The organism is Nocardia sp. NPDC058244 (genome assembly GCF_042882065.1).
Lineage (GTDB): Bacteria > Actinomycetota > Actinomycetes > Mycobacteriales > Mycobacteriaceae > Nocardia.
In genome coordinates, this window is record NZ_JBHVWX010000003.1 from 352,439 (window position 1) to 371,636 (window position 19,198).

A 19,198-nucleotide genomic window follows, 5' to 3' on the forward strand; every position below is an offset into this window, starting at 1 on the left:
TATAGGAACACGTTCTACTTTGGGGCGGAAATCCGCTTCACAGGCCGCGGCACGGAGGTACGGTGAGACCGGATGGGAGTACCGCGACGCGATGGGCACCGAAGGCATTGAACCGCAGACGATCCGCAACGTCACCATCATCGGGGACCCCGAGGAGACGAAACGGGTCGTCCACCGGCTGACCGGCCGTATCGCCGACTGCGGGTCCGGCACGGTGGCCACGGTCCGGTGGACGACCGACCGCGTCGAGCACACGATCCGCCTCACCCCGCTGTCGAGCCACGCGCCCATCGCGACGCTGGAGCGCGCCGTACGGATGGCCGACGGGGTGATCGCGGTGATGACCGCGGCGGCCCGGCGCGCGCCCCGGCTCGAGACCTTGCTGCGGGTCGCCGACGACCACCAGGTCGCCCGGCTGTGCCTGGTGACCGGACTCGATCAGCCGGCCGCGGACTTCGACCGCTGCGTCCGCACCATCGCCGGGACGCACGGGGCGGTGCCGTTGACGGTGCAGATCCCGCACGGCATCGGCGCGGCGTTCGAAGGCATCGTCGACCTGGTCCCGATGTGGGCGCTCGAACCGATGGCCGCCGAATTCTACGGCGGCCATTGGCACATCGCCGAACAGTGGTATCGCCGTCTCGTCCGCGCGGTGTGGGAGCAGGACAGCGAACTCGGCGCGGGGGTGGTCGCTCCCGGGCAGCTGTACGACCGCGTCCGCGATCTCACCCATATCGGCGACGCCGCGCCCGTCCTGTGCGACGCGGCCCCGTGGAGTGACGTCGGCCCGCTGCTGGACGCCATCGTCCGGTACCTGCCGTCACCCCTGCACGTCTGCCAGCCCGAACACGCCCTCGACTACTGAGGGCCGACCGCGTTCGATCGTGACGCCGGGGCGGTGTCCTCGTCGACGAGCTTTCCGAGGATGCCCCGCAGCGCGGCGCGCTCGTCCCCGGTGAGCCGGGCGAAGAAGTCGTCGGCCTCCTTCGTCCGGGCCGCGGACAGGGTGTCGAGCGTCCGGGCGCCCAGCGCGGTCACCGCCACGAGGGTCGCGCGGCGATCCGTCGGGTCCGGCCTGCGAGTCACCAGTTCGGCCCGCTCTAGCACGTCGATCACCTCCGTCGCCGAGCGTGGGCTGATCCGCAACGCCTCGGCGACAGCCGACAACCGGAGACCGTCGTGCTCGCCCGCCACGCGCAGCGCGCGGGCCTGATGCGGGGTCAGCCCGATCGGCGCGTACGCCGCGGCCCAGCGTCGGCGCAGCGTCCTGGCCACCTGCATCAGGAGCTCGCTCTCGTTGTCGGGCATAAAACCGGCCTCTCGAAGTGTTTACACTGCCAGATAGTGAGGGAACCTCAGCATAACCGCACAACCCAGAGGGGGTTGCCTGTGCAAGACCAAGACATGTCCCGCGGCGGCCGCACCCGTCGCCCCGACCCCACCGACCGCGCCCAACTGCGCGAGTCCCCCGTTTCGCCGCGCCGGATCGCCGCGCTCTTCGCGCCGTACCGGCTTCGCCTCGCCCTGCTGACCGGCCTGATCGTGGCGGCGTCGACGATCAGCCTCGCCTCGCCGTTCCTGCTGCGCGCGGTGATCGACGACGCGCTGCCGCACCAGGACATCGCGCTGCTGCTCTGGGCGGTGGGCGGCATGCTCGCCGTCACCGTGCTCACCGCCGTGCTCGGCGTCGGCCAGACACTCATCTCCACCACCGTCGGACAGCAGGTCATGCATGCCCTGCGCACCGACGTGTTCCGCCACCTGCAGCGGCAGTCGCTGGCGTTCTTCACCCGCACCCGCGGCGGCGAGGTCCAGTCCCGGCTGATCAACGACGTCGGCGGGATGCAGTCCGTGGTCACCAGCACCGCGACCGCCATCGCCAGCAATGTCACCACCGTGGTCGGCACGTCGATCGCGATGGCGGTGCTGTCGTGGCGGCTGTCGCTGCTGTCACTGGTGGTGCTGCCGCCGGCGATCTGGCTGACCCGGCGGGTGGCCCTGCTCCGCCGCGACATCACCGCCCGGCGCCAACGCCACCTCGCCGACCTGCACGGTCAGGTCGAGGAGGGACTCTCGGTGAGCGGCGTGCTGCTGGGCAAGACGCTCGGCACCGGTCCGGTGGCCTCCGCGCATTTCGAGCAGACCTCGCACGACCTGGTCGATCTCGAGGTGCGCTCCCAGCTGGCAGGCCGGTGGCGGATGGCCACGATGAACATCGTCTTCGCGGCGATTCCCGCCGTGCTCTACCTCGCCGCCGGCTTCCCCGCGACCAGCGGCGGCATGACGATCGGCACCCTGGTCGCCTTCACCACCTTGCAGGCCGCGCTCTTCCGGCCGCTGATGAGCCTGCTCAACGTGGGCGTCGAGGTCACCAGTTCGATGGCGTTGTTCAGCCGGATCTTCGGCTACCTCGACCTCCCCGTGGAGATCGAGGAACCCACCCGGCCGGTCGACATCGACCCGCGCGATGTCGTGGGCGAGGTCCGGTTCGACGACGTCAGCTTCCGCTACGACGCCGCGGGCCCCGACGTTCTCGACGGCGTCTCGCTCGTGGTGCCGCCCGGGTCGACCCTCGCCCTCGTCGGCGAGACCGGCTCCGGCAAGACCACCCTCGCCTCGCTCGTCGCCCGCCTGCACGACGCCACCGGCGGCCGGGTGACCATCGACGGCGTCGACATCCGCGACCTGGAACTGGGCACTCTCGCCCGCATCGTCGGTGTCGTCTCGCAGGAGTCCTACCTGCTGCACACCACCGTCCGCGAGAACCTGCGCTACGCCGCGCCCGCCGCCACCGACGCCGAGATCGAGCGCGCGGCCCGCGCCGCCCAGATCCACGACCTGATCGTCTCGCTCCCCCAGGGCTACGACACCGTGGTCGGGTCGCGCGGGCACCGGTTCTCCGGCGGCGAGAAGCAGCGCATCGCCCTGGCCCGCACGCTCCTGCGCGACCCGCGCGTCCTGGTGCTCGACGAGGCAACCAGCGCCCTCGACAACGAGACCGAGCGGGCGGTGCAGGCCGCCATCGACGTGGTCGCCCGGGGCCGTACGGTCATCACCATCGCGCACCGGCTCAGCACCATCCGCGACGCCGACCAGATCGCCGTCCTGCACCACGGCCGCGTCGTCGAACTCGGCGACCACACGACACTGCTCGACGACGCGGGACGCTACGCCCGGCTCAACGGCGCCACCGAGACCGCGGCGGCCTGAGTCACGGCGGTTCCGACGTCAGATCGCGCCGAGGGTCTGCTCGAGCGAGTCCAGATTCTGGCGCAGGCGCGCGAGGATTCGCCGCGGACCGCCCTGGCCGTTGGTATCGGCTTCCGGATCGACGACGGTGCGCATCGCCATGTCGGCCAGCTGCGCGGCGGCGGCGGGCCCGTCGTCCTGTCCTGGGTGGTGCCAGAACGCGATCCAGTTCAGCATGCCGATGATGCCGAAGGCCGCGGTGCGGGAATCGGCCGGATAGAACTGCCCGGCCCGGACACCGTCGTCGATGACGGAGATGAATTCCTTGAGCACCCGGCGTCTGCTGTTGCGGTAGGTGTTCGCGAGCGCGTCGGGCAGTTCGGCTTCCGATCGCAGCAGCAGCCGGAAGCGATCCGGCGCCTCCAGCTGATGCAGGGCGATCGACATCGCCATCTCGCGGAGCCGTTGCGCCGGGTCGAGATCGGTGCGCTCGTTGATCTTGCGCAGGATCTGGGCGGGCTGCTCGGCGATCTCGGTCACCAGCCGGGCCAGCAGATCGTCCTTGTTCGCGACGTAGTGGTACAGCGCGGGGCGGGTCAGCCCGGTGGCCTTGGCGATGTCCTGGAGCGTGGTGCCCGCGAACCCCTTCTCGGCGAACAGGATGGTCGCCTGCTCCATGATCTCGCGCTCGACGAGTTCTCGCCGGGCGGTGCTCTGCGCGCCCGCCGCGGGCTCGGACGCCGCCCGGCCGCGGGCGGGGCGGCGGGCGGCGGGTCGCGACTCGTCGCGTGCATCGGTGTTCACCCTCGTTAGGCTATGCGCTGTCATGACAGCGCACTATCACGCTCGCGCGGTGATCCCTCCGCACCGGTGGCGGCAGTGAGGTCGACCAGGTGCGTCCGGCCCGCGGCGAGCGCGGCCGCGGCGTCTGCCCGGTATTCCGCCGGGACATCGACGACGACGGTGGCCTTCGAGCGCCACGTGACCCGCTCGGCCAGGTCGAGACGGGTGAGCACCTCGGACCGGGCGGACGGCCCGGTCAACCGGACGAGGCCGGACTGCGGCAGTCCCGCGACGACGGCGTCGGCGGCCGCGCTCCACGCCGAATCGACCTCGACCTCGACCTCGACGACAACGGTCGACGGGTCCTCGCGCACCGCGACCGGAGCGAGCCGACCGGGGTAGGCCCGCTCCGGCCGTTCCAGCGGCTGATCGAGCACCCACTCCAGCAGGCCGGCGTCGGGGACCGCGTCGGGCACGGTGCCCGCGTAGTCGGCGAGGCCTCGTTTCGCCACCTCGGGCGCCGAGGCGGCGAAACGTTCGAGGGGCACCTTGCCCGCGCGGGTCATGTAGTTGATCATCAGCTGGTCGACCGGCAGGCCGAGGCGCTCGGCGAACCGGTCCCACCACCGCTCGCTGCGGGCGGCGATGGCCTGCAGGCGCTCGACGTCGGCGCGGCGGCGGTTCTCGTAGTCGGCCAGCGCCGCCTCGATTGAGTCGGCGTCGGTGACGGCCTGATCGAGCGCGATCGCGTCCTCCATCGCCAGCTTGGTGCCCGACCCGATGGAGTAGTGCGCGGTGTGCGCCGCGTCGCCGAGCAGGACGACATTGCCCGCGTGCCATCGGCGGCAGGTGACCGTGCGAAACCGCAGCCAGCGGGTGCGGTTGCCGATGAGCCGGTGCCCCTGCAAGGTGTCACCGAACGCCTGCTCCAGGTAGGCCAGGGACTCGTGATCGGATTCCGCCGCCGGCGTCTGTTCGGTCGTCAGGTCGAATCCCGCTCGCGTCCAGGTGCGTTCGTCGGTTTCGATGAGGAACGTGCTGCGGTCGGGCGCGTAGGGGTAGGCGTGCGCCACGAATGTGCCGTGCTCGGTGGTCACCGGTGTGAAGACCGCGCTCGGCAGGGCGAAGTCGGTGCCGCACCACAGGTAGAGGCCGGTGCCGGTGCGGATGTCCGGTTCGATCGTGTCGGCCAGCGCCGTCCTGGTGGCGCTGTTGACACCGTCCGCCGCGACGATCAGGTCGGCGTCGAGCTCGTCGACCGAGCGTCGTTCGCCGAAACACAGCCGGACGCCCGCTTCTTCGGCATGGCGCTGCAGCACCGACAGCAGCGTGGTCCTGGCGATCGCAAGCAGCTCACCATGGGAGATCCGGGCGACGTCCGCGCCGATCCGCATCGACATCTCGTGCCCGTGCGCGGACGCGACGATGTCGTCCAGCGACGACGAGTCGGCGGCCCGCAGATTCCGCTGGGTGCGGGAGGCGAGACCGACCCCGAAGCCGAATGTCGTGTCCGGCGAACCCTGTTCGTACACGACGACGTCCGCGTCCGGATGACTGCGCTTGAGCAGCCGCGCCGCGTACAAGCCGCCGGGGCCGCCGCCCAGCACGGCTACTTTCTCCAGCCTCATTACACACTCCTCATTCGATGTCCACGTTTCTCCGGGCGAGCTGACCGGCCGGCTGTTCGTTGCCGAGCTTGTCGACGACATCGGCACGCAGCTCTTTCTTGTTGATCTTTCCCACGTTGGTCCGGGGGAAGGCGCTGACCCATTCCAGCCGTTCCGGCCATTTGAATTTCGCCACGCCCAGCGCGTCGAAGTGCTGCCGGACCTCGTCCATGGACAGCGGAATGCCGTTCTCGGCGATGAGATAGGCGCAGGACTTCTCGCCGAGCCGGGGATCGGGCATCGCGACCACCGCCGCGTCGGCGATGTTCTCGTGCCGCACGAGCAGCAGTTCGACCTCTTCGGCGTTGATCTTCTCCCCGCCCCGGTTGATCAGGTCCTTGATCCGCCCTTCGATCGACAGGTACCGCTCGCCGTCGATGGTCGTCACCATGGCGAGATCGCCGGTGCGATAGAACCCCTCGGAGGTGAACGCGGTCCGATTGTGTTCGGCCGCGTCGAAATAGCCGGGAATGGTGTACGGCCCGCGACAGGCCAGCTCGCCGACGCTGCCGTCGGGCAGCTCGGTCTCGCTGCCGGGGTCGAGGATCCGGATCTCGTCGTCGGCGGCGATCGGGGTACCGACCGTGGCGAACCTGGCCTGCTCCGGCGCGCTCGGTTCGGTCACCGTGAACAGCCCCTCGGACATGCCGAAAAGCTGCCCGGCCCATCGCCCTTCGCCACCGTCCGCACGTGCGAAGAGCTCGCCGGTCGGCTTCGCGCCGGACAGGATCACCTGCCGCATCTCGCGGCGGACCTCGTCGTATCCGGGCGACAGCAGCGCTTGGAAGTGGCCGTGCCCGATGAGCACCGCCGTCGCGTGCGCCCGGGCGATCAGGGGGAAGGCTGTCGCGGTATCCGCGGTCGCCAGGATCAGGCAACCACCCACCGAATGCGCACCGTGCAGACCGCAGGTGATGCCGGCGTTGTGGACGAGCGGGATCAGATGCGCGACACGGGTGTTCTCGTCCCAGCCGAGCCTGCGCGCGTAGAGCAGTCCGTTGTTCCAGTACTCGACGTGCAGGCGCGGAATCACCTTCGGTACCCCGGTCGTGCCGCCGGAGAGCTGGAAGACCGCGATGTCGAGCGGGTCGATGCCCGACTGCACCTGGGCCACGTGTGCCCGCGCCCGCTCGGCGGGCACGTCGGCGCCGAGCGATTCGAGCGCGTAGGTGCCGATGCCGTCCGGCGCGGCGAGGGTGAGGACGCGTCGCAGGGTGGGGTGGCCGTCGGCCTGCTCGCGGGCGAAAGCGACCAGGTCGAACGATGTTCCGGCCTCCACCAGGTGCGCCACCGCGCCGACCTTGCGGCTGATGTGCCCGATCTCGTGGCCGCGATGGGCGGCCAGGGTCGCCACCGGAATCAGGCCGGCCTTCAGGCAGCCGTACCACGCGAACACGGTCTCGAGCCGATTGCCGACCTGGAACAGCACCGGATCACCGGGCCGCAGCCCGATCTCGGCGAGCCCGACGGCGATCCGGTCGGTGCGGGTGTCGAGCTCGGCGAAGGTCACCGAGCCCTCGGCGGCGATCACCGCCACCCGGTCCGGGAACCGGGTAGCGATGTCGTGGAGCCGTTCGGCGACAGGCTGGTCGGTCCAGGCACCGGAGTGCCGGTACCGGCCCGCCCGGTCGGCCGGGAACCCGATGAGGCGTTCGCCCCAGCGGGCCCGGCCGGTCACGGACGTGGTCATCGCTCCGCCACCGCCGGGAGCAGCTGGGCCAGTTCCGCGATGTGGTCGGGGTGGTCGGCCGGGACCACCCCGGAGTACACGGCGGTCCAGCATCCGGGGCAGCACTGCTGCCGGAACACCACGTCGCGGTCGACGTAGACGGCCGGGTCGGAGGTCACCTGCGGTCCGGCGGCACTGGAGGGTCCCTCGAAGCGCGCCAGCGCCAGCTTGCCGGACTTGCTGTCGCCGAGCAGTTGGCCGCAGTGGGCGCAGCCGATCACCCGGTTGCCACCGATGCGGACCTCGACCAGGTTGTCGTCGAGCCGGCGCGCGTTCGTCAGGTCCAGTTTCGCGTCCTGGCTCGGTGGCACGGTGGATCGCTGCCGCCGTTCCTCCCGCAGCGACGCGCGCAGTGCCTCGGTGCGGGCGGGATCGAGGTCGCCGTCGGTGACCACGACGCCGTAGCCGACCTCGGCGCCGGCCGGTGTCACCTTCCCGCTGCGCACGTCGATCGCCACGGACTCGGGCTCGCGCCGCAGCGGATCGCCGTACCCGCCGCCACCCTGCCAGTGCATGAACAGCACCTCGCCGGGAGCCAGGTAGCTCTCGGCGTAGCAGGCACCCAGTTCCTGGGTGCCGGCCAGTTCGTCGAGCGAACCGGGAATCGTTCCGGCGGCGAGCATCTCGGTGACGCCGGAGTCACGCGCGAGGATCTCCAGGCCGGTATTGCCCGGCAAGCCACCGGCGAGTCCGCCGTTCTGGGCCACCGCCTTGCCCGCGGAGGCGAAGACCAGGCCCATCGGCAGGCTTGTCCCGTACGGGGTGACCGCGAGCGAGGCGCTGACACCGCCGCGATGCCTGCCGGGGCCGCCGGAGTCGGGTTCCTCGCGGCGCCACAGGGTGAGCAGCGGATAGAGGAACTCCGTCATCTCGGTATCGGGGATGCGGCCCATCGGGATACAGAACAGGCCACCGGTGTCCATGCCGTCGGCCACCGGGCGCGCGCCGTAGCCGCCCGCCATGGGTTCCATCATGATGCTGAGGAACGGCACCGGCTGCTCCGGCCGCTCGTCCAGGCCGGCCACCACGGCGGTGTCCCAGGTGCCGCAGCAGGACGCCTGCACGTTCTTGCCCAGCTCGATGTGCTGGTCGAGCATCTGCGCGAGGCATTCCGCGATCAGGTTGCCGGTCAGCCACGCCGGCCCGATCGGACCACGGCTGACCGCGGCCGGGAAGGTCGCGTTGTTGAGCGTGCCTTCCTCCGAGATCAGCTCGAAGCAGCGCATCAGGCCACCGGCCGACCAGGGGATGTCACCGGCCAGGATCGGCAACAGCGCGAGCATCACCCCGCCGCGCATACCGGCGTAGGTGCAGTTGATCACGCCGGTCTGCGGGTCGGTGCCGGTGAAGTCGAAGATCAGGTGGTCGTCGCGCTTGGTCATGGCCACGGTGATCTTGTGGATGCCACGGTCGCCGACGTTCGCCTGATCCTGATAACCGGTGGCGCGCCAGGTGCCGTCGGGCAGATCGGACAGCTTCGTGCGCAGCCGGGTCTCGGCGTCGGCCATCATGCGCTTCATCACGGCCTTGACCGTGTCGGCGCCGTACTGCTCGATCACGGCGAGCAGCCGGTTGCGGCCGACGGAGTTGGCACCGATCTTGGCACGCAGATCGAGGCCGACCAGCATCGGCACCCGGGAGCGGCGGACCCACGCGTCGGAGACGTCGCGCTGCAACTCGAAGTCGCGCACCACCTTGATCGGCGGGGTGGGCAGGGACTCGGAGAAGACGTCCTCGGCCGCCGGATCGAAGGAGCCGAGACCGGAACCGCCGAGATCGGGTTCGTGACAGATCGCGCTGGTCCAGGCGAACAGCTTGCCGTCGTGGAAGACCGGCTGGTAGACGATGACATCGCTCTGGTGCAGACCGCCGCCGACCCACGGGTCGTTGCACAGGAACATGTCGCCCTCGGTGATGCCGGGGTTGCTCGCGCGGTTGCGCAGGGTCCAGTAGATCGCCAGGTCGACCGCGCCGACCAGCATGGTGTTGTAGAGACCGACCTGGACTTCCTGGCCGAGCTCGTCGCTGATGGCGAAGTCGAAGTCGTTGGCGTCGGTGACGATCGGGGAACCCGACATCCGCTTGAGCGCCTCGCCCATCTCGTCGGTCACCGACCAGAGCCGGTGCCGGATCACCTCGTAGGTGAGCGGGTCGACATTGTCGATCTGTTCTTGGGTCACGGTGTGCACTGGCACCGACGGAGGCAGCGAACGCTGCAGCGCGTCGAGGTCCGGCGGTCGGCTCACGAATCCTTCGGAGCCGGGAATCGGTGCGGTCATGGTCGTACTCCTGGGTGTGCTGAGACTGGTCAGTCGACGGTGATCGTGAGGTTGCCGAGCCGGTCGATCGAGCCGGTCGTGTCGTGCGGCACAACGACTGTCGTCGTCGGTACCTCGATCACCGCGGGTCCGCGCAGGACGTGGCCTGCCCGCAGCCGGGTGTAGTCGTAGATGTCGGTGTCGACGTAGCCGCGGCGCCCGTCGAGGCACACCTTGCGGGTGCCGAGCAGCGCCGCGCTCGCGTCGGCGGATTCGGCGGCGGCCAGCGGCGGCAGTTCCGGGGTGAAGGGCAGCACGCCGGTGCCCCGGACCCGGTAGGTGATGGCCTGGATCCCCGCCTCCCGGAACCCGCTGTCCTGGCCGTAGAGGTCGGCGTAGCGGGTCTCGAATGCCGCTGCGGCGTCGGCGATCTCGGCCGAGGTCAGCGCTCCGCCCGGAACGGGGGTCGCGACCTCGGCGAGCTGCATGGTGTAGCGCATGTCGATCTCGCGGGTGATCTCGACCGAGGCGAACTGCAAGCCCTGCCGCGAGAGTTGTTCGCGGACCTGTTCCTCGAGCTGCTTGAAGTTCTGTTCGACGCGGGCCGGATCCAACGGCATGGCCGCCGGATCGGACAGTTCCCGCGCGAGCACGATGTCGGAGGCGGCCAGACCGTAGGCGGAGAACGCCGACGCCACCTGCCCGAGCGGGACGACGACGTTGTCCACGCCGATCTCCTGCGCGTAGAACCCACAGTGCGCCGGTCCGGACCCGCCGAACGCGTAGACGATGAACTCGCGCGGATCGTGGCCCGCCTCGACCACCGTCTTGCGCAGTAGGTCGCCGGTCTGGGCGTTCTGGACCTCGTAGATCGCGGCGGCGGCCTGTTCGACGGTCAGTCCGAGCGGTTCGGCGATCCGGCGGCGAATCGCCTCCCGCGCGAGTTCCAGGTCCAGCGCCTTGCGGCCGCCGAGCAGTCCGCGTTCGGGCAGGATGCCCAGCACCAGATTGGCGTCGGTGTTCGTCGGTTCGGTACCGCCCTGGCCGTAACAGGCCGGGCCGGGTACCGCCTGGGCGCTGTGCGGCCCGATCTGCAGGTTGCCGCCCGCGTCGAGCCAGGCGATCGCGCCACCGCCGGAGCCGATCGCGTGCACCTCCAGGGTCGGCACGTTGATCGGATGGTGGTTGATCGTGGTGGTGGAGGACCGCACCGGCTCGCCGTCGACGACCAGGCCCGCCAGGAAGGTGGTGCCACCGGCGTCGGTGGCGATGATGTTGCGGTGTCCGAGCTGCCTGCCCAGTGACACCGAACCGACGACACCACCGGTCAGCACCGAGCCCACGGTCGAGATGGCGTTGCCCGGCGCCTCCGACGCCGCGACCGCGCCGCCGTTGCTCTGCATCACCAGCAGCGGCCCGGCCAGCTTCTTGTCCCGCAGCCTGCCCTCTAGCTCACCGAGGTAGTCGCGCAGCCCCGGTCCGATCTGGGTGCTCATGATCGTGGTGGCGTTGCGCGCGAACTCCCGGATCCGCGGGCTGACCTCGCTGGAGAGCGCGACGAACACCGAGGGGTCGATCTCCTGCACGATCTCGCGGATCCGCCGCTCGTGCGCCGGATTCCGGAACGACCACAGCAGCGACACCGCGATCGCGGAGATCCCGTCCGCCAGCAGCGTCGTGACCGCCGACCGCACGTCGTCCTCGTTCAGTGCCACGACCACGCGCCCGTCGCGATCGATGCGCTCGGTTACCTCCAGCGCGTGCCGCTTGCTCACCAGGCCGTGGGACTTGCTCTGGCTCAGCACGTTCTGCAGTTGCTCGGGCGAGTTGCCGAGGTACCGGCCCTCGACGTTCATGATGTAGATCGAGTCGCGATGCCCCTTGGTGGTCAGGAAGCCGACCTCGGGAACCTTGTTCATCACCAGGGCGTTCAGCGACGACGTCGTGCCGTGCGCGATGTGGTGGGTGTCGGCCAGCATCTCCTCGATCGGGCGACCGAGCTGCTCGGCCAGGACCTCGAGGACATCCATCACCCCCTGCGAGTAGTCCGGCGGCGTCGACGGCGCCTTTCCCGCGACTACCAGCCCGTTTCCGTCATCGAGGACGGCGTCGGTGAACGTGCCACCGACGTCCACTCCGATCACATATGCCATTGCCGCTGTGCTCCTTCGGACAGTGGTCGGGCAAGTCGATCTTCGACCGCTCCCAACTCCGATTACGTTCGTGTCGATTATTTGACGCTCGAGCCGACATGTCAAGACAATTTCGTGATGGCGATCACTTCTTCCAGGTCAGCGGCATATTACGCGCACCCAGAGCTGGAACCAACGATACACAGCGGCGACGGCGCCCAGGTCGGCGCGATGCGCAGTTTTCCCAGCTGAGCGCCCCAGCCTCGGCCAGCCACTTGACCAATCTTCGTCGGTGTCGAATAATTGTCGCAAACGTAAATCGACGACAGTCGGTCGAGTCCGGATCGGAAGGAATCACATGGGTATCCATCGCGTCGGGTTGGTCGTTCCCAGCTCCAATGCCACCGTCGAGACGGAGATGCCGGCGCTGTTGTCCCGCCATCCCGACGCCGCGTTCTCCTTCCACTCGACGCGGATGCGGATGCACACCGTGTCGCCCGAGGGCCTGGCCGCGATGAACGCCCAGCGGGAACGCTGTGTTCTCGAGATCGCCGACGCCTCCCCCGAGGTGATCCTGTACGCCTGCCTGGTCGCGGTGATGGTGGGCGGCCCCGGCGAACACCAGCGGGTGGAGAGCGCCGTCGCCGAACAGCTCGCCACCGGCGACTCCAAGGCGCTGGTCCGCTCGAGCGCCGGAGCGCTGGTGGAGGGACTGCGGGCGCTGAACGCCCGGCGCGTCGCCCTGGTCACGCCGTACATGCGGCCACTCGCCGAGAAGGTCGTGGCCTACCTCGAGGCGGAAGGTTTCGAGATCAGCGACTGGCGGGCCCTCGAAGTCGAGGACAACACCGAGGTCGGGTGCATTGCGGGCGATCGCGTGATGGACGCGGCCCGCTCGCTGGACCTGACCGACGTCGACGCGCTCGTCATCTCCTGCTGTGTGCAGATGCCGTCACTGCCCCTGGTCGACGCCGCCGAGCAGGAGTTCGGCCTCCCCGTCCTGTCCGCCGCGACCGCGGGCGCCTACAGCATTCTGCGCAGTCTCGACCTGCCGGTCTCGATCCCGGGAGCGGGCAGTCTCCTGCGCGCCGACATCGCGGTCGCCCAGCGCTGACCGCCCGTATCCGTCCAGTTCAGCCAGAGGAGTCATCATGAGCGACCTCGCACACACCGTCCGGGGCGTCGATCACGTCGCCTACCCGACCTTCGATCCGGCGGCCACGGTCACCTTCTACCGTGACGTGCTCGGCTTCCCCGTCGTGCATTCGATCTGCGCGGCGGGCTGGGGACCCGACAAGCACCCGGACTTCATCCACTTCTTCTTCGACATCGGCAACGACGACCGCCTGGCCTTCTTCTACTACTTCGGCCTGGAGCCGTTCGAGGGTGGCCCGCAGGGCGACGCGTACTCCCGGTTCGGTGCCGAGGTACCCATCTGGTTCATCCGGTCCCGGCATCTGGCGATCCACGTCGACAGCGAGGACGACCTGCTCGAGTACCGGCGCCGCCTCGACGACAGCCGGTGGCCGGTGGAAATGCGCGTGCAGCACGAGACCATCGACTCGATCTACACCCATGACCCGAACGGCTACATGATCGAGATCACCCGCGCGCTGCGCCCGGTGACGCCCCAGGAGGACATGGACGCGAACCTGACGATCGACGCCCTGGTCGAGGTCGTCTCGCAGCCGGATCCGAGTATGGCCGCGCTGCTCACCCGCAAGGCCGAACTCATCGTCGAACGCGCCGCGGCCTGGCAGGACGCCGAGGACGCGCGCCGTCGCGACACCGAGGCGGTGGCGAAATGACGACGCTGTTCATCCTCGACGTTCCCGAGAACAAGCCGGTCGCCGAGGTCGCCGCGCGCGATCCCGAGGTCGGCGTCGAGCGCGTCGGGCCGTACTTCAAGCTCACCTCGGCCGGCGCGATCGTCATCGATCGCCGGGCGACCGGGTGCCGCCACGCCGTCTGGTACAGCAGCGTCGCCGGTCTGACCGACTCGGTGATCGTGCAGTGGGACAAGGACGCCATGAAGGTCGAACCGCGATGACCCGATCCGCCGAACGGCTGGGCGCCGGACGCTACATCGAATCCGCCGCGGCCCCCGCCTCGACCGTGACCTCGGTGCACGAACTGCGCACCCACGACGGCGCGAAGGTCTCCGGTGTGCTGCGCACGGTGCCGGGGGCGCGCACCGTCGTCGCGCTCATGCACCCGCGCCAGGACCTCACCCACCACGTGCTGGTGCCGGAACTGCTGGAACGCGGCTACGCCGTGTGGACGCAGGGCACCCGGTCACCGAACAACGACATCGCCCTCGTCCACGAGCAGGCGCTGCTGGATGTGGCCGCGGGCCAGGTGTTCCTGCGCGAGCAGGATGTCGATCACGTGGTGACCCTGGGCCATTCGGGCGGCGGGACGCTGTTCGCCTTCTACCACCAGCAGGCCGGGACGCCGCCGGCGCAACGTCTGGCCACCACGCCCGCCGGGCGCCGGATCGATCTCGCCGGAGCCGAGATGCCGGTGCCGGACGGCGCGGTCTTCCTGGCGCCGCATCCGGGCCAGGGCGCCCTGCTGCTGCGGTTGATCGACCCGTCGGTGCTGGTGGAATCCGATCCGCTCAGTGTCGATCCCGCGTTGAACCCGTTCGATCCGACCAACGGATTCGCCGAGCCGCCACACAGTTCCGCGTACTCCCCCGACTTCGTCGAGTCGTATCGCGCGGCGCAACGTCGGCGCGTCGAGCGGATCGACGCGGTGGCCCGTGAACACGTCGCCGCCGCGTCGAGCGCACGGGGCCGCTTCGCTGCGTCCGCGGACCCGACGGATCAGCGCGCCGCCCTGGCGCCCAGGATTCTGACCGTCTATCGCACCGACGCGGACCTGCGGTTCACCGACCTGTCGCTGAGCCCCAACGAACGCCCCTACGGCTCGCTGTTCGGCCGCCGCGCCGACCTCACCAATTACGGCCTGGTCGGATTCGGCCGCTTCACCACCGCGGACGCCTGGCTGTCGACCTGGTCGGCGCCGAGTACGAACGCCGACTTCGTCCGATGCGCTCCCGGGGTGACCGTTCCGTCGATCTTCGTCGAACTCACCGGCGACCAGGCCTGCTTCCCCGAGGACGCGACCCGGATGGTCGCTGCGCTGGGCTCCACCGACAAGAGCCATACCCGTATTCCCGGAACCCATTTCGGTGGCCCGATCGCGGAGGGCGCGCCGACCGGCGCGAGCCTGGCGGCGGCCGAGATCGGCGCGTGGCTCGCCGAGCGGTTCGACCGAGCCGAAGGATGACATCGTGACCATCGACTTCCGCGACCAGGTCGCCATCGTCACCGGGGGTGGCCGTGGGCTGGGCCGGTCCCACGCCCTCGAATTGGCCGCGCGCGGGGCCCGCGTCGTCGTCAACGATCTCCCGGTGTCCAGCGGCGCCGCGCAGTCCCCCGCGGAGCAGGTGGCCGCCGAGATCGCCGCCGCCGGCGGATCGGCCCTGGCCGAGCACGCCGATATCACCGACTACGCGCAGGTGGTCGCCATGGTCGACCGGACGCTCAGCGCGTGGGGACGCGTCGATGTGCTGATCAACAACGCCGGAATCCTCTGTGACGCCAGCTTCCGGAAGGCCGATCTCGGCGATTTCCGCCGCGTGCTCGAGGTCCACCTCACCGGCGCGGTGCACACCACGAAAGCCGTGTGGGACACCATGATCGACCAGCGGTACGGCCGCATCCTGATGACCACCTCCGGGTCGGGCATCTACGGAAACTTCGGCCAGGCCAACTACGCGGCCGCCAAGTCCGGGCTCGTCGGCTTGATGAACGTGCTGGCGATCGAGGGCCGCGCCAAGGGAATCCATGTCAACGCGATCGCCCCACTGGCGACCACACAGATGACGGCGTCCCTCTTCGACACCGACACCACAGCGTTGATGCGTCCCGAGGCGAGCACGGCCGGAGCACTGTTCCTGGTCTCCCGCGTCGCACCGACCAAGACTGTTCTCGCCGCAGGCGCCGGGGTCTACGCGACAGCCGAAATGCACGAAACCACCGGAGTCCTGCTACGCGTCGACGAACAGACCGTCGAAGGAGTCGCCGCACACTGGGACCGGATCACCGCAGGCCCCGCCCTCCCCATCGGGGACCTCCAGGGCCAGCTGCGCCGATTCGTCGACCTGGCGAGTTCCGCCGGCACCTGAATCCGCACCGCGGAGACCCGATCGACACGGTTCAGTGTGGGTCTGCGCCGGGGTCGCTCGCGGTGCCGCACAAGAAGCTAGTGGCTCGGCGGGGCCGGTCGGACGCTCCGCACGGACACGACGAGGCCGAGCGCGGCGAGGAGCGCGAACGTCGCGAACAGCCACCGGGCGGGTGCGGCGCCGCCGGTGTCGGTCGCGTTCACGACGATGCCCGCCAGGCCCGCGCCGAAGGCGCCGCAGACCAGCTGAACGGTGTTGATCGCGGCGGCGGCGCGGGCGCCTTCGGCGGGGTCGGTGACGCTGCTCATCGCCGAGGCGGTCAGGTGCGGCCAGGCCATGCCGATGCCGATGCCGGTGAGCAGCAGGGCGGTGGTCCAGAGGGCGATGGTTCCCGCCGTGGCGTCGGTGACCTGGCTCAGCGCTGCCGTCAGCAAGCCGACCGCCATGACCAGAGGTCCCGCGCTGACCGCACCCGCGATCACCCGTCGGCGCGTCACCGAGGCGCTGACGATCTCGCTCGTCGTCCACCCGATGGCCAGGGCGACGCCGAGGAAGCCCGCCGCCACCGGCGGAAGGTGCGCGAGCCGCTGGCCGAAGTAGGGCACGTACATGTCGACCATGGTGGTGGCCATGAGGATGCCGAGGGTCAGGTAGATCCATTTCAGTGGACCGGGACGAAACGCACTGGGCGGCAAGACAGCCGAGGCTGCCCGGCGATCGACGACGAGGAATGCCCCGACCGAGCCCGCCGCGAGGACGAGCAACGCCGTCCGCGCGCTGGGGTCGCCCGCGATCGCCGCCACGCTGACCGCCGATGCCGCCACGGCGAGCAGGAGCAGCGACCGGACCGGAATCCGATCCCGGCTTCGCCGGACCCCACCCGGCCGGGCAGGCAACGCGAGCGGGACCAGCGCCGCGATGATTCCGGTCGCGATCAACAGGGCACCGAAAGCCCAACGCCACGAACCGTATTGCGCGAACAGGCCGCCCGCCGCGGGCCCCAGCACCGTGCCGACTCCCCACATGGCCGAGACGAGCGCCGACGCTTTCGTCCACAGTGGCTGCGGGAGAGCAGAATTGATCACCGAGTAGCCCAGACCGGCGAGCAGTCCGCCCGCCGCGCCCTGGAGCGTCCGGCCCGCCAGCAGGACCTCCATCGTCGGTGCCAGTGCGCACAGCGCGCCGGCCAGGCCGAACGCGGTCAGCCCGAGCAGATACGACCGGCGCGCCCCGAGCCGGGCCAGCGTCGCGCTCACGGTGGTGGCGGCCGCGACGGATGCGATCAGGTACACGGTGGTCACCCAGGCGTAGAGCCGGTGGCCGCCGATCTCGGCGACCGCGCTCGGCAGCAGGCTGATCGTCAGGAATTCGTTGGTGGCGTACAGTCCCACGCCCCCGGCCAGCACCGTGGCCACCGCGAGATGGCGGGGGCCGAGCAGTTCTCGCCACGTGCCGCCGACTGCCGTCGCGGTGGCCGTCATCGTCCGTCCTCCGCTTCGCCAGGTCGTCGACATGGTATTGCGTCACGGACTCGACCGGGCAACCCGATGCCAACATGCACTAGTAGTACACACCAGTAGTACGTACCATTGGTACATGCCGCTCCCCCGTTTTCATCGCCTCCCACCCGACCGGCAGCGCGCCATCATCGACGTCGCGAAGGCCGAGTTCGCCGGTCATGGCCCGGACGCCGCGTCGTACAACACGATCATCGCGACCGCGGGCATCTCGAAAACCTCTGCCTACCAGTACTTCGACGGCAAGGACGACCTGCTCGGAGTGGTCCTGACCGATGTTGTGGACCGCCTGCGACACCAGCTGGGAACATGGAAACCGGTCAGCACCGCGTCCGAGTTCTGGACCGGTCTACGCCGGGATTCGGCCGGACTGACGCAGTTCCTCGAGGACAATCCGCTCGACCGCGCACTCGCCGACGCCGCGCTTGCCCGGGTTCCGGCCGACGAGGACAACGCCTGGCTGACGGAGGTGCTCGCCAATGGGATCGACCTCGGCATCGTCCGCACCGACATCGACCGCGACCTCCTCACCGCGGCCACGGCCGCGGTCCTGCGCGTCGGCGACCACTGGGCCCTGGCGGGCGGCGCCGATCCCGACCAGATCTTCGACCTGCTCGCCGGCTTGTGGGAGCCCCGCCATGCGCACTGATCTGCACCCCGATTGGACGATTCCCCCGACGTCCCCCGGCTGGGCCGGGCGCATCGAACAGTTCATGGGCCCCGGTAAGACCCGGGCGGAGTCGGCGGTCGAATACCTCGGCGGCGCCGTCTGCGTCCTGCTACTCCTGGCCTACTGCCGGCCGGAACTCGACGGGTGGAGCCTTGCCGAACGCGTGGTGCTCGTGGTCATCGTGCTCGATCTCGTCGGGGGCGTGCTCACCAATGCCACCAACTCCGCCAAACGCTGGTACCACCGCACCCGATCGTCGCGGGGCCGGTTGTCCTTCGTCGCGGTCCACACCCTGCATCTCGCCGTCGTCGGCCTGTGGCTGCTCGGCGATCCCACGTGGTTCCTCGGCAATACCGTGCTGCTGATGGGGTCCGCGCTGCTGATCGAATCCGTCCCGGCCTACCTGCGCCGACCTGTCGCCATGGCCGCCTTCATGGCCGTGTTCTCGATCAACCTGATCGCCTTCCCGGTACCGGCGGCGCTGGTGTGGTTCATCCCGCTGTTCTCGCTCAAACTCCTGATCTGCCACCTGATCCCGGAGATCCCCGTCGCCACCGGGACACGTCCCGCCCGGCAGGCTGAACCCGGGTAGTGACCCCGTGCACCGGCTCCGCGCGGAACCGGTGCACGCACTCAGCGACGCCCGATCACATGGCCTGCGCCGACGCGTAGCCGAAGCTCGAGCGGTCCTCGTCGCGGGCCACCAGCTTGCCGTTCACGTAGACCGCGGCGTACGCGTAGTGGGCTTCGGGGTGCGAGATCGCCGACCAGACATAGGTTTCCTTGGGGAACCGCACGTCGACGGTGCGGCACCACCGGTCGCCCTCCATGGATTCGGTCAGCGTCACCACCTCGTCGCGCTTACCCAGCGAGTCGTAGTAGGTGATCTCGTTGCCCGCCTGCACGTCGGAGCAGAACACGTAGCGGACATTGCCGTAGGCAGGCACTTCCGCGGCGGCGGCGACCCCGGCCCCCACCACAGCGGCCCCGGCGACGGCGCCGCCCGCTCCGATCATCGCGACAATGTGCCGGATGGCAGACCGTGTCATTTTCAAGCT

The 19,198-nt window shown here is 69.7% G+C and carries 17 protein-coding genes; 9 read left to right on the forward strand and 8 right to left on the reverse strand.

From position 1 onward, the window contains the following. The first annotated feature begins 91 nt into the window (after nucleotides 1-91). A complete protein-coding gene (locus ACFVW6_RS11330; RefSeq protein WP_378831426.1) occupies nucleotides 92-865 on the forward strand; it encodes a GTP-binding protein in 774 nt (257 codons plus the stop codon). On the opposite strand, the gene ACFVW6_RS11335 is transcribed toward ACFVW6_RS11330, so the two are convergent. Then, nucleotides 859-1,308 carry a MarR family winged helix-turn-helix transcriptional regulator gene (locus ACFVW6_RS11335; protein ID WP_378831428.1) on the reverse strand — a complete coding sequence of 150 codons (450 nt, stop codon included), beginning with the start codon at nucleotides 1,306-1,308 and terminating at the stop codon, nucleotides 859-861. The genes ACFVW6_RS11330 and ACFVW6_RS11335 overlap by 7 nt on opposite strands. A gap of 96 nt (nucleotides 1,309-1,404) precedes the next feature. Between ACFVW6_RS11335 and ACFVW6_RS11340 the strand changes: the two genes are divergently transcribed. Further along, nucleotides 1,405-3,210 (forward strand): ABC transporter ATP-binding protein, encoded by a 1,806-nt coding sequence (locus tag ACFVW6_RS11340; protein ID WP_378832084.1) that lies wholly within the window; start codon nucleotides 1,405-1,407, stop codon nucleotides 3,208-3,210. 18 nt (nucleotides 3,211-3,228) lie between these two features. Here the strand turns inward: ACFVW6_RS11340 and ACFVW6_RS11345 are convergent, their stop codons facing one another. The 5 genes from ACFVW6_RS11345 to ACFVW6_RS11365 are packed head-to-tail and all read right to left on the reverse strand — an operon-like array spanning nucleotide 3,229 to nucleotide 11,779. Then, nucleotides 3,229-4,017: a TetR/AcrR family transcriptional regulator gene (locus ACFVW6_RS11345; RefSeq protein ID WP_378831430.1), complete on the reverse strand. Its 789-nt coding sequence runs from the start codon at nucleotides 4,015-4,017 to the stop codon at nucleotides 3,229-3,231. Then, the gene (locus ACFVW6_RS11350; protein WP_378831433.1) at nucleotides 4,014-5,600 is read right to left on the reverse strand and encodes an FAD-dependent monooxygenase; all 1,587 of its coding nucleotides are present in this window, start codon (nucleotides 5,598-5,600) and stop codon (nucleotides 4,014-4,016) included. The genes ACFVW6_RS11345 and ACFVW6_RS11350 overlap by 4 nt, the downstream gene beginning before the upstream one ends. A 10-nt stretch (nucleotides 5,601-5,610) precedes the next feature. Further along, nucleotides 5,611-7,329, reverse strand: a complete 1,719-nt coding sequence (locus ACFVW6_RS11355; protein ID WP_378831436.1) for a (2,3-dihydroxybenzoyl)adenylate synthase — start codon at nucleotides 7,327-7,329, stop codon at nucleotides 5,611-5,613. Next, nucleotides 7,326-9,647, reverse strand: a complete 2,322-nt coding sequence (locus ACFVW6_RS11360; RefSeq protein WP_378831438.1) for a hydantoinase B/oxoprolinase family protein — start codon at nucleotides 9,645-9,647, stop codon at nucleotides 7,326-7,328. Before ACFVW6_RS11360 ends, ACFVW6_RS11355 begins: the two co-directional genes overlap by 4 nt. A gap of 29 nt (nucleotides 9,648-9,676) precedes the next feature. Beyond that, the gene (locus ACFVW6_RS11365) at nucleotides 9,677-11,779 is read right to left on the reverse strand and encodes a hydantoinase/oxoprolinase family protein (RefSeq protein WP_378831441.1); all 2,103 of its coding nucleotides are present in this window, start codon (nucleotides 11,777-11,779) and stop codon (nucleotides 9,677-9,679) included. A gap of 337 nt (nucleotides 11,780-12,116) precedes the next feature. On the opposite strand from ACFVW6_RS11365, the gene ACFVW6_RS11370 reads away from it, so the two are divergent. The 5 genes from ACFVW6_RS11370 to ACFVW6_RS11390 are packed head-to-tail and all read left to right on the forward strand — an operon-like array spanning nucleotide 12,117 to nucleotide 15,953. Next, on the forward strand, nucleotides 12,117-12,872 hold the full coding sequence (locus ACFVW6_RS11370) for a maleate cis-trans isomerase (RefSeq protein ID WP_378831443.1): 756 nt from the start codon (nucleotides 12,117-12,119) through the stop codon (nucleotides 12,870-12,872). Nucleotides 12,873-12,909: 37 nt separating this feature from the next. Continuing rightward, nucleotides 12,910-13,566, forward strand: a complete 657-nt coding sequence (locus tag ACFVW6_RS11375) for a VOC family protein (RefSeq protein ID WP_378831445.1) — start codon at nucleotides 12,910-12,912, stop codon at nucleotides 13,564-13,566. Beyond that, a complete protein-coding gene (locus ACFVW6_RS11380; RefSeq protein WP_378831448.1) occupies nucleotides 13,563-13,808 on the forward strand; it encodes a hypothetical protein in 246 nt (81 codons plus the stop codon). Before ACFVW6_RS11375 ends, ACFVW6_RS11380 begins: the two co-directional genes overlap by 4 nt. Continuing rightward, nucleotides 13,805-15,052 carry an alpha/beta hydrolase gene (locus ACFVW6_RS11385; protein WP_378831450.1) on the forward strand — a complete coding sequence of 416 codons (1,248 nt, stop codon included), beginning with the start codon at nucleotides 13,805-13,807 and terminating at the stop codon, nucleotides 15,050-15,052. The genes ACFVW6_RS11380 and ACFVW6_RS11385 overlap by 4 nt, the downstream gene beginning before the upstream one ends. 4 nt (nucleotides 15,053-15,056) lie before the next feature. Continuing rightward, nucleotides 15,057-15,953, forward strand: coding sequence for an SDR family NAD(P)-dependent oxidoreductase (locus ACFVW6_RS11390; protein WP_378831452.1), 897 nt, complete (start codon nucleotides 15,057-15,059; stop codon nucleotides 15,951-15,953). 77 nt (nucleotides 15,954-16,030) lie between these two features. Here ACFVW6_RS11390 and ACFVW6_RS11395 read toward each other — a convergent pair whose 3' ends face one another. Then, nucleotides 16,031-17,434, reverse strand: a complete 1,404-nt coding sequence (locus tag ACFVW6_RS11395) for an MFS transporter (protein ID WP_378831454.1) — start codon at nucleotides 17,432-17,434, stop codon at nucleotides 16,031-16,033. A 115-nt stretch (nucleotides 17,435-17,549) separates the two neighbouring features. On the opposite strand from ACFVW6_RS11395, the gene ACFVW6_RS11400 reads away from it, so the two are divergent. Next, nucleotides 17,550-18,119 carry a TetR/AcrR family transcriptional regulator gene (locus ACFVW6_RS11400; RefSeq protein WP_378831456.1) on the forward strand — a complete coding sequence of 190 codons (570 nt, stop codon included), beginning with the start codon at nucleotides 17,550-17,552 and terminating at the stop codon, nucleotides 18,117-18,119. Further along, nucleotides 18,109-18,732, forward strand: coding sequence for a hypothetical protein (locus tag ACFVW6_RS11405; protein ID WP_378831459.1), 624 nt, complete (start codon nucleotides 18,109-18,111; stop codon nucleotides 18,730-18,732). Before ACFVW6_RS11400 ends, ACFVW6_RS11405 begins: the two co-directional genes overlap by 11 nt. A gap of 55 nt (nucleotides 18,733-18,787) precedes the next feature. Here ACFVW6_RS11405 and ACFVW6_RS11410 read toward each other — a convergent pair whose 3' ends face one another. After that, complete coding sequence (locus ACFVW6_RS11410) at nucleotides 18,788-19,189, reverse strand: hypothetical protein (protein WP_355279641.1); 402 nt, start codon at nucleotides 19,187-19,189, stop codon at nucleotides 18,788-18,790. Nucleotides 19,190-19,198 lie beyond the last annotated feature (9 nt).

Coding starts and splice junctions, on each gene's coding strand:
- ACFVW6_RS11395 (WP_378831454.1), bottom strand. CDS start 17,434: ATGACGGCCACCGCGACGGCAGTCGGCGGCACGTGGCGAGAACTGCTC.
- ACFVW6_RS11375 (WP_378831445.1), top strand. CDS start 12,910: ATGAGCGACCTCGCACACACCGTCCGGGGCGTCGATCACGTCGCCTAC.
- ACFVW6_RS11340 (WP_378832084.1), top strand. CDS start 1,405: ATGTCCCGCGGCGGCCGCACCCGTCGCCCCGACCCCACCGACCGCGCC.
- ACFVW6_RS11365 (WP_378831441.1), bottom strand. CDS start 11,779: ATGGCATATGTGATCGGAGTGGACGTCGGTGGCACGTTCACCGACGCC.
- ACFVW6_RS11405 (WP_378831459.1), top strand. CDS start 18,109: ATGCGCACTGATCTGCACCCCGATTGGACGATTCCCCCGACGTCCCCC.
- ACFVW6_RS11335 (WP_378831428.1), bottom strand. CDS start 1,308: ATGCCCGACAACGAGAGCGAGCTCCTGATGCAGGTGGCCAGGACGCTG.
- ACFVW6_RS11345 (WP_378831430.1), bottom strand. CDS start 4,017: ATGACAGCGCATAGCCTAACGAGGGTGAACACCGATGCACGCGACGAG.
- ACFVW6_RS11350 (WP_378831433.1), bottom strand. CDS start 5,600: ATGAGGCTGGAGAAAGTAGCCGTGCTGGGCGGCGGCCCCGGCGGCTTG.
- ACFVW6_RS11360 (WP_378831438.1), bottom strand. CDS start 9,647: ATGACCGCACCGATTCCCGGCTCCGAAGGATTCGTGAGCCGACCGCCG.
- ACFVW6_RS11355 (WP_378831436.1), bottom strand. CDS start 7,329: ATGACCACGTCCGTGACCGGCCGGGCCCGCTGGGGCGAACGCCTCATC.
- ACFVW6_RS11385 (WP_378831450.1), top strand. CDS start 13,805: ATGACCCGATCCGCCGAACGGCTGGGCGCCGGACGCTACATCGAATCC.
- ACFVW6_RS11370 (WP_378831443.1), top strand. CDS start 12,117: ATGGGTATCCATCGCGTCGGGTTGGTCGTTCCCAGCTCCAATGCCACC.
- ACFVW6_RS11400 (WP_378831456.1), top strand. CDS start 17,550: ATGCCGCTCCCCCGTTTTCATCGCCTCCCACCCGACCGGCAGCGCGCC.
- ACFVW6_RS11410 (WP_355279641.1), bottom strand. CDS start 19,189: ATGACACGGTCTGCCATCCGGCACATTGTCGCGATGATCGGAGCGGGC.
- ACFVW6_RS11380 (WP_378831448.1), top strand. CDS start 13,563: ATGACGACGCTGTTCATCCTCGACGTTCCCGAGAACAAGCCGGTCGCC.
- ACFVW6_RS11330 (WP_378831426.1), top strand. CDS start 92: ATGGGCACCGAAGGCATTGAACCGCAGACGATCCGCAACGTCACCATC.